The sequence below is a fragment of the Brevibacillus sp. NPDC058079 genome (assembly GCF_042885155.1).
Taxonomy (GTDB): domain Bacteria; phylum Bacillota; class Bacilli; order Brevibacillales; family Brevibacillaceae; genus Brevibacillus.
Genome location: NZ_JBHVSO010000007.1, coordinates 1 through 16532, shown reverse-complemented (window position 1 = coordinate 16532; position 16532 = coordinate 1). Strand labels below are relative to the sequence as shown.

Sequence of the window (16532 nt, the reverse complement as noted above, 5' to 3'; positions counted from 1 at the left end):
GAAATTTGAATCAGTCCTTTTTCATTTGGATTTTTTTCATTTTATTCGTTACGAGTTTTCCATTATTGTAATGCTTACTTACTATCGAAAATTCTTGATGCCCTTTTCCCTTTTTTAATTTTGCACAAGTTGTACAAATGGTTGACCACATGTTTTGATCAAAAGAAGGCATAACTCCATCGATCTCTTCTTCATTATAGGAGAGTATTTCACCCTCAGATGAACAATATACGCATTTTCTATTGTCTCTTTGAAGCACTTGATTCCGAAATGTTTTCAATTGCTCATTCCATTCAATGAGAATGAACGGATGAGTATACAAGATTCCAGCAATCCCATTGAGTATGAGCGATACAGCCATTGAGTAAGAAATTTTTTCAGTGGATCCTGATTCGAATTGAATTTTCCATAAGTGATTTGGGTTCTTATTGAGTAAATGCAAATTGTTACTACAGCTTAAAGTAATCCATATTTTCTTTTCTGGTAAAGTGGTCATAGAAATATTTCGACACATTTGCTCGATTTTTTCAATACGGACTTCGTTCGATTCGCAGGATCGACATGTGGAGCCTATTGACCTCTTATATTTTTTGAAGAAGATGTGATAGCGGTATTCATTGCATTTCACACATAACTTATATAGGGGAGAAGAGGTATTCAAAACGTCAATTTTTCTGCGATTTTGAATAAAATCTTCGTAACTCATATCTCCCTTTTCATTGTTACAGCCAAAGCAAGCACATACACTGTTTTGGGGAGTAAGAAGTCCCCCACACGATTCAGCGAGGATGTGATCAAGTGTATCCCCGAATTCCCCACAGTAATGACAAATGAACTGATCTCTATTAAGAATCTCTTGTCGGAATTTATTATAGCTCGTATTATACATGTGAAAAATAACATAAGGATACTCTTTAATGAATTTTGACATGCCTTCTTCCACATAACGTTTTGCTAATTCAAATGGGATCGTCTTTACATGAATTCCGCCTTTATGAATCACATAGATGAATTCTCTATTGCTATCCAGTTTGGACGACTCCTGGATCGTAGCTTGTTCGATATATGCAGGGTAGTCTTGTACGAGTTTCGAGATAATAGAGGTTTCAGTTTTTTTTACATTTTGCTTGTGAATCTGCTCCTGTTGTTGACAATTTTTGCATATGGAGGAAGAAACAACTCCATTCTTGTAATCAAATATGAATTCATGATAATAGAGGCTATCGTTACATTTGTTACAAGAAAAAAACAAAGAAGTCGTAGAGCCAATAGGAAACAGTAATACAGGTTTTGGTCGGACTGTTGATTCATTGTATAACCGGATGTTTTCCTCTCGACATCTTTGAATCCAAGTATCATCTATCGTTTGATTGAGACAATGATTGCAACAAGCAATTGTGTTAACAGGAGAATGAAGTCCCCCCTTATTTTTTGATTGGAGGATTCTTGTTCGATTGCCAGAACCACCACATATCTGACAGAAACCAGCGTCTCTATTCTGGATATAGGAATAGAGCGTTTCTTTTGTATACAAGGAAACGATTTGGGTTGGGTTTTTGACGTAAGCCATTTTGTCAATTACCATTTGAACTGCTTTATGAAGAGGAATCGCAAATCGTTTAGATTTCTTTCCTTTGTCATCTAATTTGATATAAGTGATAAAGGGTTTTGTATGATCTAAAGAAATTTCCTCGAAGAAATCATTCATTTTCTCATACACCACGAATCTTCAGGAATTTGAAATTGATAGCGTCTTGTAAACCATTGCACAAAACAATAAGGTTGTCAATAATAGGGATCTGAAAGAGAGTATCGGAGTTAACTCTCCTACTGGATCACACTAATAGCAGGTTGAAAATAATGGAGTAGAAAAAATAAAGGGTCAACTTTTGGGTTGACTCTTTTATGTACTTCCCGCGACTTGAATACAACAATAGTAAGGACATGAAAAAGGAAAATCAACGATTTTACTTGTGAGGAGAGAGTTTTATATGACCAATTTGAAAGTGAAAAGTATGGTAAAAGTGATAGTAAGAAAGCTTACGGAAACTATGGAATACAAAGGGATTATTGTCCATGTATCAGAGGATCATCTCCTATTAGTACCTTTTGATTCGGTTTCGAAAAATGCAGAAGCTATGCCAATATGGTTAAAAGAAGTCGAGACTGTATCTTCTACTCGATTCCCAAAGGAAGTCTCCAACCTTCTGAAAGAAGCATACAAGTTGTATCAAGAAAGGCTTTTGTTGGAAAAAGAATTAGCAGAATTGGAAAGTCAAATGAAAAAGTGCAGAGAAAATCTGAGCGATAATCGTTTAAAGTTGGAACAAGTTACGGAAATCATTAATCAAAAGCGTTTTGAGATTATTCGAAGTCCACATGATATTGCTTCTAAATTGATGCGAGATTTGGAAAAACACGATGCTGATTACATCTATGAACCTGGCTTTGCTTCGAAATTTGTACGCGTATACGATATAAATGCTGATACGAAAATGATACTTATGACAATTTCATTCGTGAAATTGATTCACCGTGAGTATTACAGTGAGTTGAACAAGAGGTGCTATGATGGCGCAGAGTGGGAAGCACTGAAAGAAAAATATTGCCCAAATATGCAAGCCTACCTACAAACCGAATTTCCTTTTGCTGCTGTCGTTCAAGTAGAAAGAGAGATAGGAAGGGAAGAAGAAAAGTTTGAAACACGTTATACATTAGAGTTGAAAGTAAGTTCATTAACGTATCAAGAAATTCTAAAAATGCTCGTGTCAGGATTAAATAGATTTAAAAAACTCTATATTACTGATAGCAAAGTGTAAACGTAAGAGAGTCAGTCTGTAATAAGGCTGGCTTTTTTGTATGCAAAAAAGACTCTGAAATGGCTCAGAGTCTAAAAGCATTATTCTTTTATGTTTTTTAACTCTTCAAGGCGGGACGATATATTTCGAAAGGATTCATACGAAGTTTCGAATTGCTTCGTTATATCCCCTGTCATTTTCCCCCCAACTTCAATTGTTTTCTCCGTTACATCATTAATTTTGATAGTTTGATCCAACGTGGACAGCAGAAGCTCGTGCATTTCGGAAAACTCTTGTGTAGGCTGTAGGGTTTTTAATCTTTCATAGCTGCCTTCAATGGTGTCGTCATGTTTATCAAATTCAGTTTTCCAATTCCCATCTGTGTAACTTAATGGATTTAGATAAAGGTTATTCAAGCCTACATACGCCGTCGCCAGCGGCGCAGCTTCGCTTAAAACCCCCGTTGCATACGTTACCTTGTTTTTCGTTTCTTCGATGGCGGTTAGAGTTTCCTGCGCACACCCCGTTAAAGTCGATAAGATCATCGCCAATAGAAGGAACAACGTGATACTTTTCATGTTCACACCCCCTTTGAATTCTATATGCAATCTTAAACGTAAAGTTGACCATAGTCAATGAGGTGTTTTTGGGTTGATAATTTGGTTTTATATATCTATGTCGTTGACATCACAACAGTAAAGCGATTTTTAGGATGGAAATCTAAATCATATTTATCCTGTTTATAATTGAATTTTAATTTAATATTGCTTATAGTCAATATAATAACATGAACTTATGGTAGCTTTTATTACCTGATACTAATTTGCATATAAGATACTAAATTCAAAAACATTAACTTGAGGAGGGTCATAATGATTCCAGTGTCCTTATTAAAAACATTTATTAAATGCGATGTCATTCACAAAGAAAGGTTTCAAAATAACGGGGCATGTATTTACATTCCAAATCACACAAGCCTCCTGGATGCAGTGCTCCTTACTATGAATTTGCCGAAAGATATCGTCTTTGTGGCAAATACAATGATCGTAGCTAAATACCGTTGGGCGATGAGGGGAAGAGAAGTATTATCTGTTGATCCGATGAATCCATACTCTATTCGTAATATGCTCAAGGTGTTGAAACGGGGAAAATCTTTGGTGATATTTCCAGAGGGTAGGATTACGGTTACAAATAGCTTGATGAAAGTTTATTCAGGTGTTGGTTACTTGGCACTGAAAACAGGAGTTCCACTTGTTCCTATTGCAATTGATGGTGGGGAAAAAGCGAAGAAATTGACCTACTTAGAGGGAAAAATTCCGACAAAATGGTTCCCGAAAACAACGATGTTTATTGGCGAGGCATTCCACCTTCCACATATGGAAGGGATGATGATGAAAGAGAAAAAGGATATGGGGAGCCATATTATCTATCGGAAACTTCAAGAGGTGTTGCTCGAATGCCGTATGTTGAAATCAGAACATTTAGCGGAGGTATTACGCAAGCGGGTGCTGGAAGCCCCAAATATGGTAATTGCAGAAGATCCAACAGGGAATGTCGTATATAAGTCAGTACAAGGCAGGATAAGAGCAGTATGGAACACTAAACAACCGATCTTACAAAAGTTAAATAATCTGCGAGCAGCATTTTTCGAGAAGCCGCCAACTGGAAATATGACCATGAAAAAATTGTGGCAAAGCACTATTGGATTATCATTTCTCATTGATCGACGAGTAACGAGCGAGGAGAGAGTCGGTATTCTAATGCCAACCAGTATGGCTGGAATGACTGTTACATTTGCCACTCTATATAGTGGTAGAACACCAGCAATGTTAAATGCATCAATGGATGTTTCTACCTTTTGCTCCTGCTTAACAACAGGTGACATTAAGTCGATTTTGACGTCACGAACATTCGTTACAAAGGGAAAGCTTGAGTCATTGATCGAAGCTGTTTCGAAACAAGCAAAGGTGTTCTATTTGGAAGACATGAAGGGCGAAATGAATATATTCCTGAAATTAAGTGTGCTAAAGAAACAAACAGAGAGAGTGACCACCCCAGCTCAAGATATTCTCCTCTTTACATCAGGATCTGAGGGGACACCAAAAGGTGTATTACTTACTCACAACAATATCTTTGCAAACATTCAACAGGCACGTTTAATGGTGGATTTTACAAGCCAAGACAAAATCATGAATGCTTTACCAATCTTCCATTCATTCGGACTCATTCTTATGTTCCTTTCACCCTTGTGTCATGTACCAACCTATTTAATTCCATCACCACTGATGTATAAGGCGATTCCTGAATTGACATATGACCGAAACGGAACCATTCTATTTGGAACTTCTACGTTTTTATCCGCCTATGCTCGCTATGCTCATCCGTATGACTTCAATCGATTGCGCTATGTTTATGCTGGTGCGGAGAAACTGCAAGACAATGTAAAAGAACAATGGTTTGATAAGTTTGGAATTCGTGTCTTAGAAGGTTACGGCTTAACCGAAACATCCCCTATTTTATCGTTACAAACGCCCATGTTGTACAAGAAAGGAACGGTAGGATGTCTTGTTCCAGGAGTAAAACATCGATTGGAGTGGGTAGATGGCATTGAGGATGGTGGAAGGCTTCAAATCCAAGCGCCAAACCTCATGAGAGGATACCTTGTTGCTGGAGAAGGATTTGTACCCAAACCCGAATGGTTTGATACTGGGGATATTGTAAATGTAGACGAGCGGGGCTTCGTAAGTATCAAAGGTCGTGCAAAACGTTTTGTAAAAATAGGAGGAGAAATGGTAAGTCTTGCAGCTGTTGAACAAAATGCGAAGAAAGCTGTGGGCGATGGAGAGGTTGTCGCTGTTCGCATTGCGGATGCGAGAAAAGGCGAACGAATTGAGTTAGTTGCGACGTCCCCTCTTGCAACAAAAGAAGCTATACGAGATTTTTGGAAACAGAATAGCATCACAACTCTTTCCCTACCAAGTGAAATTCATATTATCGGTGAGATCCCTCTACTTGGCAGTGGAAAAGTTGATGTCACCAAATTAACCAAGCAAATTCAATCATTCTATGATTAAGAGGGGAAGCCATTTTGAAAATAGGTGATATCAATCGATTACTGGCTACACAATTCTTGTCTGCACTTGCGGATAACATGATATTAATGGCGACCATTTACGTCATTACTGAGAAAGCATTGGGCAATGTTTATGTAGGCATTGTGCAGGCTTGCTTCTTTGTCGCCTACATTCTCCTTGCTCCTTATTCGGGTGTATTGTCTGAGCGATTGCCGAAGTCGAATATTCTATGGATTGGTAATGTTTTTAAACTCATAGGAGCACTCATGTTGTTCATAGGGATTAATCCTGCGGTATCTTACGCAATGGTTGGTGTAGGTGCTTGTATTTATGGGCCGGGTAAGTATGCGATCTTGAGAGAATTGACAAAAAACGAGCAAGAACTATACAAAGCGAATGGATCAGTAGAAGGAAGCACGATTGTATCTATTTTGTTAGGAACCGTTATTGGTGGATTCTTAGCAACATGGTCATTTTTCCTCGCGATGATTGTCATTATGGTTTGTTATGGACTATCTTTTTTTTTGCTTGGATTCTACCAAAAGGAGCTACCACCAATGTAGCATGCAACCGTGCTTGGAGAGAATTCACGAAGGACATTCTTTCACTGGTTCGTATACCCAAGGCAAAGTCAGCCCTGGTTGGATCAAGTGCATTCTGGATGATCTCAGCCGTTCTACGTATAGCGATGTTAGCGTGGATTTCGATAGCCCTGCACTTAGAGGGCGCTGATAGAGCGTCACTATTCATGGGTGTTTCAGCGATTGGCATTATGCTTGGGGCGCTTTTATCAACAAAGATCATCCCTCTTGTTAAGCAGGATCGCCTGTACTACTTGGGCATTGGCATGGCTGTTGCAATTGCCATAGTTGGCTTCCTACCATACACCATCGTAACAGGAACGATTCTATTTGTTGCAGGATTTTTCGGTGGAGTCTATATTATCCCTTTGAATACAACACTTCAAAGCGAAGGAAATCAAGTAGGAGCGGGGAAAGTGATTGCGATCCAAAATTTTTGCGAGAATCTATTGATGTTATCAAGCACACTTCTTTATACAGGAGCCTTAAAAATAGGAATGGACATTCCATCCATTCTTGTTGCCTTTGCAACGATATTCTTTGGCGTGGTACTTTACGTACGTATAGCCTTTATGAAACCAGAAATGCAATAACAAAGATCAAAGATGAGCTGATTCGTTTAGAGTCAGCTTTTTCATGCAGAGTTAGATCTTATGAAAAAGGGATTAAAATCTATAATAATGAGAATTTGAGAAAGTTGGTGGGATTTTATATCTGATATTGTGAAAGGAGAATAAAGACATGGAACCAAGAAAAGTGAATGAAATTAAACGGAAACTTCGCATTGCGGCAGAGGGCTTCTTTTCATCTATTCAAGATGTAGAAATTAGGGAGTTGTTTGAGAAATACGCTTTTATCGCTGGCGGAGCGATAGCGTCTTTGATCCTGGATGAAAAACCAAATGACTACGACTTTTACTTCAAAAATCCAGAAGCGTGTTACCGAGTCGTTAAGTATTTCATCAATCAAATGCCTGATGCTGGGAGCGAATGTAGAGATATACAACAGAAGGTAGATGGAGTATCTGTTTTTGTTTCTCATGGTATCCACAAAGTAGAAAAAACGGGTCAAAAGTATCAACCTGTAGCTGTTACCTCTAATGCTTTTTCATTTACGGATGAGGTTCAATTCGTTATGCGTTTTGTGGCAAGTCCCGATGAGATTAAGAAAAACTTTGATTTTGAGCATAGCAAAGGTATTTACGATTACGGAGAGGATAAGCTTATCGTGAGCGAAGAGACGGAAAAGGCAATTGTAAATAAGCGTCTTATTTTTACAGGTTCAGAATATCCACTGGCTTCGCTTATTCGTACACGGAAATTTATCAGTCGTGGTTGGAAAATCAATGCAGGGCAATACTTGAAAATTGCCCTGCAACTCAATCAATTAGATCTTTCTGATCCAATGGTGTTGCGAGAGCAACTGGTTGGAGTAGATTTGTTCCATTTTGCTGACTTTTTGGAAAAACTTCAAACGGTGGGAATGGACAATATTGATTTTGAACAAAACAATGACCATTTGTTTAATATGATTGATGAAGCTTTTCAACGAAGCAAAGATGAAGAAGATCAAGAAGAGGAATAACTTTTTAAAAGAGAGCGGATCATTCGGTTCGCTCTCTTTCAGAGTGAGAGGGGAATACAAAATGCAAACAGGTGGTAAAAAATTGTTTCGTTTAACCATGCAACGAAAAATGATCCTAAGTCGGATTATAAGTACCATAAGAAACAAAATTGAATCCGTTGAATTAGGATTACAAATCATTGAAAAATATCCTGATGAAGAAATAGGGAAAGAAGCACGAATGAAGGCTCATGCTGAGCTTACAAAGCTCATGCTTTATCATGATGTTATAGAAACAGTTGTTTCACATAACGATGATTACGACTTAGAAATATTCAGATATGAGAAGCGGGCTTGGAATAATGAATCTGAGATTCCGATAGATTTATTTAGGGAAGCCATTCATCATTTCATTGACCTGTTGGAGTTTTATAAGAAACGGACATTAAATGAAAAGCATAAAAAGTCTAAAGACCAGCAGATTGATCTATTGAGGAAATTACTCACTTTTCGTGAAGAAAGCGTAGCAGAAAAGCATTTATTTCGTATGACGATACAAAGGAAAATTCTCTTAGAAAACATCCTATCAGAGATGAAGATCAAAATAGATAGCACGCAAGCCATTATAGTGAGCTTAATTGAACGTATTTCAGATGAAAATAGAAAGAATGAATTACTTAAAGAGGCGCAAGCAGAAAATAAAAAATGGAAGCTTAACTATGATGTCCTAAAAACGGTTAGTTGTCACAATGATGAATTCTTATTAAACATGCATCGACATGAAGATCGAGGATGGAGTAGTGAGATTGATATTCCAGCTGATGTATTTAGAACTGCGATTCTTGAAACCATAGATCTTTTTGAACTCTATAAGCAAAGCCTGGGAAAAGATGAATACAAAAAGAAGAAGGATAAACAAATTGCCTTTTTACGAATGTTGCTAACATATCATGAAGAGAAAATCAGATAATAAGGTGATAAATTACTTTTTTGCAATAAAAAAGGTAAAAAATAAATTACAACATAAGGTGTTCATGGTATAATATGTCTTTGTTGGAGGGATAGTTGTGAAATATTTACACACAATGTATGACAATCTTCTGCAAAAGGAATATAAGCTTTATCAAGTGAATGCAAGAATACTAAGCGAACGGTTGTTTAGTAACTATGGATTGAGTAGGCTTGAGATACAAACATTCAATTCTGAATCGAAAATCGGGGAATATACGAGGGAAATAAAACAACTAAACTTGCGGGGGCATGAAGTATTAGATTTGCATTTAGAGGATTTAGATGAAGCGAAAGAAAAAGTGGTAAAAAATGCACCAGTTGATAAAAGGACAAAAGCAGGCATTGCCTTTGGTTATGAATTAATGCCAATCGCAGTATGTGTAGAAGGCGATATTGAAGACCTGAATACGAAAATAGAATTGGTAGATGGGTTTAAGCGGATGTTTTGTATGAATGAAGTGCCTGATATTGATATTTTGGTTAAAGTCTACGACAGGTTAAATGATCTGGAATGGATAAATTCTATGATTTTGTATAACTCTTGGAAGTTCGTGAGTGGGGAAGGCGCAGAAAAATACATGGATCGTGGATTTCAACTGGGATTGTACTATCGATATGGTTTAAAGTTTACTGATATGGAAATGTTATGGGGCGGAATCATTGGAGCTATTAACCTTTATACATCGGGGCGAGATCTCAATCATTACTACACAAGAGGCGGCGTTGAAAGTGGAGCGTATTATACCTTGTGGAATAACGATTGTTTTGTTGACGATATCAAAGCGATTCATGAAATCCTAACCTATGCACCTATCTTCACCATTAAGAAAAAAGGGAAACCAGATGAAATCTTTGCTCCAGGAACGGCACCCTATCGAAAAATTGGATTGGAGCGGGTATTGGAGGTCTTTGTTTCTCTGCTTGGCGAAATAAGAAGAAAAGAATTGAGTGAAAACATCTCACTGCGTAAACGATTTGATGTATCGATCTTAACCCATTATTTTGCTGAGCCTGAGATTCAACGGCATATGATTAAGATTTGCCAAATGAGCGTGGATGGTCACATCATTAAACATATTAAGGCTCATATGAGAGAGGATTTAAAAGAGCGTTTTTATGCTGGAATGGGGTACACTTCCTTGAAGAAAGAGAAGAAGGGCGAAAGGATTCATCAAAGTCACAAAATAACAGAAGATATGTTTTAAGTGTGAAGAGGAGAGGAGATTCGGTAGCTCCTCTTTCTTGTTTTCCAACGGTTGACAGCGAAAAGAATGGTAAACTATAATTAAGGTCAAAGAAAGTCAAAGTCAAAGGTCGTTATAACAGAAGGGATGAAGAATGATGGACAGAGACTTGAAATTTGCGCTCGGGAAAGTTTTAGGGGAAACCTATCGACTTCAAAAAAGAGTTAATGAGGGAATGTGCCAAGTGTCAGACACAACCATTTTTGGCTTGCTAAATGGGATTGAGTCAGTCATTGACACTCAGTTGGGTGTAGATGATCCAATTACGGAACAAGACATCGCAATTATGGCGAACATCCTCAATCCATATCATCTGGATCGGGTTCGATTCGAAGCCTTTCGCGGATATTATGACATTGAAGACGAAATTGAAAACATGGGCATTGGTCGTTCGAAAGCAGAACGCATTCTAACTTACTTTAACTCGAATGGTCAGTTTAGGGAGATAATCCAAAGGATGGATTCGAGCCATTCACCGACTGAATGCCGTAGGTTTGATGTTGATCCTGATGAAGTCTAAGTAGAATAAGCAATATGGGGGAGAGCAACCAAAAATGGTTGCTCTTTTTTGTATCATGAGCATTTTGGGAAAGCATATTATCCGACATGTAAATTCAGTCCGTTTGAAAATGCTCAAAGAAGGTGATTGTATCTTTGGTCACCAGCTGATATCAACTTTTTTAAATGAAAACAGCTTAATAGCAACCATTGATGCGGCATATAACATAAAATCTTCGATAAAACTGGGAACATTACTTGTTTTGTATTTGAACAGGAAAATCTTTCTGTTAATTGCGCCACCTTTTATATGAGACAATTTTGAAAAGGAAAGTGAGGATTTTATATGTTAGCCGAAGAGTTTTTTGAAAAAAAGCGGCAAGAGTTAGGGGTCGTTTTGAGCGTTGCTCAACGTCAGGCTGTCGAGCATACCGAGGGACCAGAATTAATCCTGGCATCACCGGGATCAGGAAAAACAACGGTTATCATCATGAAGATTGGATATTTGATTGAAGTTAAGAATGTAGATCCAAGTCGGATACGGGCAGTCACCTTTAGTAATGCGTCTGCGGAAGATATGGACAAACGATTTGATAAGTTCTTTCCGTACCTATCCAAAAACAAGGTGAAGTTTTCTACGATTCATAGCTTTGCTTTTGAAGTCGTGAGACATTATTTTCGAAAGTCCAAAATCAGCTATCAGTTGATTGAGGGTGAAACTGACAAAGAGAGATTGAATGGAGGAGATGGTACTGAGCAAGTTCTTAACAAGAAGTGGATACTACGAAAAATCTTTCGAGATGTAACAGGCGAAAACATCACGGATGACCAAATGGAGGATTTACTTTCTTACATTAGCTATGTAAAGAACAAACTAATACCAAGGGAACTCTTAAAAGAAGTAAAAACAGATGTTCCTTCTGCTGTGCAGATTTTCACTGAGTATGAAGCGTTTAAAAACTTGGATAATGACAAGCAATTGGTTGATTTTGATGACATGTTAATCATTGCAAATCGAGCTTTGGAAGAGGATCGAGCGATGCTCGAATATTACCAGCAAATGTTTGATTACTTCCTTACCGATGAAAGCCAAGATAACTCTCTTGTTCAAAACAAAATCGTAGAGAAATTGGTTTCAGCCAAAAGGAATCTCTGTGTGGTAGCAGATGACGATCAGTCCATTTATGGATGGCGTGGAGCGGCTCCAGATTATCTTCTTAACTTCAAGTCGATATATCCTGATGCTGCCATTATCTACATGGAGCAAAATTATCGCTCATCCAAAGATGTTGTCGATATCGCGAATCAATTCATCAAACGAAACAAGAATCGCTATGACAAAAACATGTTCACGGAAAAGGGGCTTCATGCTCCCATTAAACTTACACACCTGGACACGCATGATGCACAAATTCGTCATGTGATTGAGAAGGTGAAAGCACTTGAGAATCTAAAGGAGGTTGCCATCCTCTATCGGAACAACGCCTCTTCTATTTCGTTGATCGATGAATTAGATCACTGCGGAATACCGTTTTACATCAAGGATTCAGATAACAAGTTCTTTAACCACTGGATCATTGAGGATATCTTAAACTTCATGAGGATTTCTTACAGTGATAAATACCCTGCGATACTGGAGAGAATTCATACCAAATTCAATGGGTATATAACAAAGCGGCAAATAGATCATATTAAGGGTTTAGATAATGGAGAATCGGTTTTTGACAATCTCCTTGGCTTAGATCTTCCTCTCTATCAGCGCAAACAATTGAAAATGTGTAAGGATACCTTCCAAAAGATTAATGGAATGCGACCGGATCGAGCAATTCGGGTGATTCGAGACACCTTGGGTTACGATAAAAACTTGACGAAAATGTCGGAAAGACTTGGATTCAGTAAGGAGTACCTCTTTGGTATTTTAAATACATTAGAGGGGATTGGATCCAAACTTGAATCGCTTAAAGATTTTGCCGAGCGACTCAATTATTTGAGATCCTTGCTCAAGGTATCAAAGTTTAATAAGCATAAAGGTGCCGTTACTTTATCGACATTTCACAGTTCAAAAGGGTTAGAATTTGACCATGTTTTCATGATTGACTTGGTAGATGGAGTAATACCCTCTAATGACATCATCAAAGATTTTAAAGATGGAAAAATTGATGAGATGGAGGAAGAAGTGCGTCTTTTCTATGTGGGCATGACCAGGGCGAGATTTGACCTTGAGCTGCTCAGTTACAGAAGAAAGGACGGAGAGAGCCTTCAAGAATCGATCTTTGTTAAAGATGTGAAGAAAATCATGTTTCCTAACCAATCAAGCGAAAAGACCTTGAATAAACCGAAAAAGGTACCTGCTACCATTAATCCTAATGCTTATAAAGATATTAGAGACGTTGTGGTAGGCGACAAGGTAAAGCACACATCATTTGGTATAGGGTTTGTTGAAAGAGTCGACAACCAAATGATCGGCATTCGTTTTGAAGGACTCGGAATTAAGAATTTAGCTGTAGACATGTGTTTAGAGAAGGGATTATTAGAACCAGCTCCTATCACAGAGGTCTGCTAAATAAGAAAGAGCGGGGATATCACGTCCCGCTCTCTTTTTTTATTGTTATATGTTTTGGTTATTTGATGGCAAGGATGCACGAAGTCGAGAGAGTACCAATTCTGTGGAAAAGACACTCTGCCTCTCATGTACCTCCTCTGTCAAGATATCGACGATCTTTGCCTCTTTAAGTACATAGGTTTTCATGAGTTGCTTTTCTTCCCAAAAACGAATATGAGTGCCATTGAAAGGGGTTTTGTAGACATTTTCTTTGGCAAATAAGCAAAGATCAGTTGCTTCTGTATACGGGTTAAGTTCGATAATCAAAAATCCATTAGCTGTATTTCCAACGTCAATCACCGCGTCTTTTATTCCGACCTCCTTTATAGCGTTGTCTACAAAACGATATAAATCGATGTATTGATCGGGGGCATACTGAAACAAACGCGAAGCACCTAACCCTTTATGAACAGAATTACTGTCGTCGTACTGTGATATCGCTTTAATTTGCCCACCTTCAATATAGCAACGAAATTCTTCTGAGAAAGAGACTGCCTCACGAAAGACAATGTACAAGTCCTCCGTTTTAAGTAAATTTTGATACCCTTTGTACAGCCGTTGAGATGCCAAGAGAAGATCGAGAGCTTCGTTTCCGTTAGATACAAGACAGTCTGGGCGAACGTCTTTTGGAGAAAATAAATTCGTTCGAAAAAAGAAAGTCTTGCCTTGCAGAATGTGATCAAAACGTTTTTCCAGGTTCCTTAGAATCTCATCCAAGTTCAAAGGTGTCGACAAACTTGGATTGCTATTCATCTCCCCAAAGTATGGATCAAACTCACATATTCGTTCAAATGTTTTTGCAATAATGCCCCGTTTTGTTTGCTCATCTACTGCGAAATAAACAGAGGGCATCGTGTATTTCTCAAGTCTCTCATACCATTTTTCAAAATTTGCAGTTCTCCCTGTAAATGATAGTGCCATATTGGGTAGCCTCCTATAAATGCAAATGATCATCTACCTTGTTTTTGTTTTCTACATCATAGAAGAAAGCATAAGAACTCATTCGCTTCTTACCTATTCATATCGAAGAGTATTGATCAGATCTTCTATTGCAGATAGTAATCCTATAAGTTATTATTGTCTATAGTCAATGTTTAAGGTGATAATTTTACTATAGATAGAAGGGACTCAAACATGAGATTGGTATCGATTGCCAAATGTGAAGCGGGGATGCAGATCGGAAAACCTATTTATACAGATAATGGAACCGTACTCATCGGCGAGGGTGTCAGTCTGACTCAGCGGATGATTGATAGTTTGTCTAATCGTGGAGTGGGCATGGTTTATATCAAAGATAAATTGACTGCTGATTTGACGATTACAGAAGACATTCCGATGGAACTTCGCATTGAAGCATCGAAATCCATTAACGAAACGTTTTCAAGTATCTCAGACTCAAATCACAAATGGAACAAGGTTGTTGACAACCTAAACACGGATAAGCTCCAACAGGTCTTGAAAACAATGATAGCTGAGTTGAAAAAATCAGGAAGTGCCTTGAGTTTATTAACAAACATCCATATTCACGATAACTATGTATTTGCTCATTCAGTAAATGTAACAATCTATACCTTGGCAATGGCAGTCAAATTAGGACTCGATGACAAAAAGCTAAACGATCTTGCTATAGGGGGCATGTTACATGACATTGGAAAAACAATGATTCCGCTTGAGATTTTAAATAAGAAAGATAAATTAACAAATGAAGAGTTCAACGAAATCAAAAGGCACACAGAGTACGGTTTTGAGATTTTAAGGGGACAATCATCTGTGCCACTACTTGCCGCTCACTGTGCATTCCAGCATCATGAAAAATTGGACGGCACAGGTTATCCTCGAAAACTCAAAGGGAATGAAATTCACCAATACGCAAAAATTATGGCGATAGCTGACGTGTTTGATGCATTAACTTCTCATCGGTCTTATAGAAACGCAATGCTTCCACACGATGCAATGGAGATAATTTTTGCAGGAGCAAATACTCACTTTGATTCTCAGTTAATCCAGATGTTTCAAAAGTCAGTTGCATCGTATCCAATTGGTGTAACTGTTAAGTTGAATACAGGAGAAACAGCCGTTGTTGTGGCTTATCATTTTGATGCACCTGGTCGTCCTACTGTACGCATTCTAAAAGATCCTAATGGTCATGCAGTTAGTAATCCTTCGGAGATCGATCTTTCTAAAAATCTGTCTTTGATGATAACAGAATCTGATACGATTTTGTAATGCAATCTATGTAACGATGCAATAGAAACAGAGAAAGAATGGAACAGATTCTTCGCTTTTAAGGGGTAAAGAATATCAGGGAAGAATTTGACAGATGAAAGGATCGGACGGTATCCTAATTATTGAATAGCTCGCTTTTATTCGAAGTAACATTTATAAATTCTATTTTACAAAAAAGGAGACTGCACTATGAAAATTATAAAGAGAATAAGGGGAGTTGCTCTTAGTATCGCTTTTGCAGTTACCGTGCTCTGTGGAGGGGGATTACCACAATCTGTTGCTAAAGCCGAAACAAGTAACTCTTTTACCGATGTTCAGACACATTGGGTGAAAGAAACCGTTGATTGGGCATTAGAGAAGAACATGGTCAATGGATACCCAGATGGGACATTTAGACCGGAGAAGAAGGTGACAGAAGCCGAATTTTTAACGATGCTCCTCCGTTTGTATGAACCAAATCTTCAGGGTGAAACAGCCTCCCATTGGGCAGATCGGTATTATGCATATGGGGCTGGTTATAACTACATCTTGCCAGGAAACTCTCAGAGAGAGTTGCGAAACAAGGTGATGAATCGTTATCAAGTTGCAGAATTAATTGCCAGTACAGAGGGAGTAAATCTCAAAGGGAACGATGCGGTGAAATACCTGCTTGTCTTCCATCTGGCTACAGGGAAGGGGAATCAAAAATCAATTGCTGCGTACAAGGGGAATGATTCTTTGACTCGTGCGGAAGCCTTGCAATTCGTTCGGAATGTTTCGACATATGGATTGGGTGCTTTAGTTGTAAAACCAAAAAGACCAACAGATCCAAATTTGATACCTAATCTTGTTCAGTAAACAACAGTATCGTTACAGATTAGAGTTAACAAATGTTAGCTCTTTTTCTTTTTTATCAGATTGAACGAACTCGAAATACTATCCGTTTCTTTTTCTTA

General features: G+C 38.0%; 14 protein-coding genes. 11 read left to right on the top strand and 3 right to left on the bottom strand.

What is annotated here, in order from left to right; genetic code table 11:
• Positions 1–10 precede the first annotated feature (10 nt).
• The gene (locus ACFVS2_RS20130) at positions 11–1708 is read right to left on the bottom strand and encodes an HNH endonuclease (protein ID WP_390236938.1); all 1698 of its coding nucleotides are present in this window, start codon (positions 1706–1708) and stop codon (positions 11–13) included.
• Between the two features lie 283 nt (positions 1709–1991).
• Between ACFVS2_RS20130 and ACFVS2_RS20125 the strand changes: the two genes are divergently transcribed.
• On the top strand, positions 1992–2819 hold the full coding sequence (locus ACFVS2_RS20125; protein WP_390236937.1) for a hypothetical protein: 828 nt from the start codon (positions 1992–1994) through the stop codon (positions 2817–2819).
• Positions 2820–2899: 80 nt separating this feature from the next.
• Here the strand turns inward: ACFVS2_RS20125 and ACFVS2_RS20120 are convergent, their stop codons facing one another.
• Entirely contained in the window at positions 2900–3376 is a 477-nt protein-coding gene (locus tag ACFVS2_RS20120; RefSeq protein ID WP_390236935.1) for a hypothetical protein, read from the bottom strand.
• A 294-nt stretch (positions 3377–3670) separates the two neighbouring features.
• Between ACFVS2_RS20120 and ACFVS2_RS20115 the strand changes: the two genes are divergently transcribed.
• From ACFVS2_RS20115 to ACFVS2_RS20080, 8 genes are all read left to right on the top strand, one after another.
• Positions 3671–5872, top strand: coding sequence for an AMP-binding protein (locus ACFVS2_RS20115; protein WP_390236933.1), 2202 nt, complete (start codon positions 3671–3673; stop codon positions 5870–5872).
• Between the two features lie 14 nt (positions 5873–5886).
• Positions 5887–6435: an MFS transporter gene (locus ACFVS2_RS20110; protein ID WP_390236931.1), complete on the top strand. Its 549-nt coding sequence runs from the start codon at positions 5887–5889 to the stop codon at positions 6433–6435.
• A gap of 185 nt (positions 6436–6620) precedes the next feature.
• The gene (locus tag ACFVS2_RS20105) at positions 6621–7046 is read left to right on the top strand and encodes an MFS transporter (RefSeq protein ID WP_390236929.1); all 426 of its coding nucleotides are present in this window, start codon (positions 6621–6623) and stop codon (positions 7044–7046) included.
• Positions 7047–7194: 148 nt separating this feature from the next.
• Positions 7195–8037 carry a Gabija anti-defense Gad2 family protein gene (locus ACFVS2_RS20100; RefSeq protein WP_390236927.1) on the top strand — a complete coding sequence of 281 codons (843 nt, stop codon included), beginning with the start codon at positions 7195–7197 and terminating at the stop codon, positions 8035–8037.
• Positions 8038–8098: 61 nt separating this feature from the next.
• On the top strand, positions 8099–8986 hold the full coding sequence (locus tag ACFVS2_RS20095; protein ID WP_390236925.1) for a hypothetical protein: 888 nt from the start codon (positions 8099–8101) through the stop codon (positions 8984–8986).
• 97 nt (positions 8987–9083) lie between these two features.
• Positions 9084–10232, top strand: a complete 1149-nt coding sequence (locus tag ACFVS2_RS20090; protein ID WP_390236923.1) for a hypothetical protein — start codon at positions 9084–9086, stop codon at positions 10230–10232.
• A 133-nt stretch (positions 10233–10365) separates the two neighbouring features.
• Entirely contained in the window at positions 10366–10791 is a 426-nt protein-coding gene (locus tag ACFVS2_RS20085; protein WP_390236921.1) for a hypothetical protein, read from the top strand.
• A 324-nt stretch (positions 10792–11115) separates the two neighbouring features.
• Positions 11116–13332 carry an ATP-dependent helicase gene (locus ACFVS2_RS20080; RefSeq protein ID WP_390236920.1) on the top strand — a complete coding sequence of 739 codons (2217 nt, stop codon included), beginning with the start codon at positions 11116–11118 and terminating at the stop codon, positions 13330–13332.
• Positions 13333–13377: 45 nt separating this feature from the next.
• Here the strand turns inward: ACFVS2_RS20080 and ACFVS2_RS20075 are convergent, their stop codons facing one another.
• Positions 13378–14325, bottom strand: a complete 948-nt coding sequence (locus tag ACFVS2_RS20075; protein ID WP_390236918.1) for an ATP-grasp domain-containing protein — start codon at positions 14323–14325, stop codon at positions 13378–13380.
• A gap of 180 nt (positions 14326–14505) precedes the next feature.
• Here ACFVS2_RS20075 and ACFVS2_RS20070 point away from each other — a divergent pair, with 180 nt between their 5' ends.
• Complete coding sequence (locus tag ACFVS2_RS20070) at positions 14506–15597, top strand: HD-GYP domain-containing protein (RefSeq protein ID WP_390236916.1); 1092 nt, start codon at positions 14506–14508, stop codon at positions 15595–15597.
• Between the two features lie 189 nt (positions 15598–15786).
• The gene (locus tag ACFVS2_RS20065; RefSeq protein ID WP_390236914.1) at positions 15787–16434 is read left to right on the top strand and encodes an S-layer homology domain-containing protein; all 648 of its coding nucleotides are present in this window, start codon (positions 15787–15789) and stop codon (positions 16432–16434) included.
• Positions 16435–16532 lie beyond the last annotated feature (98 nt).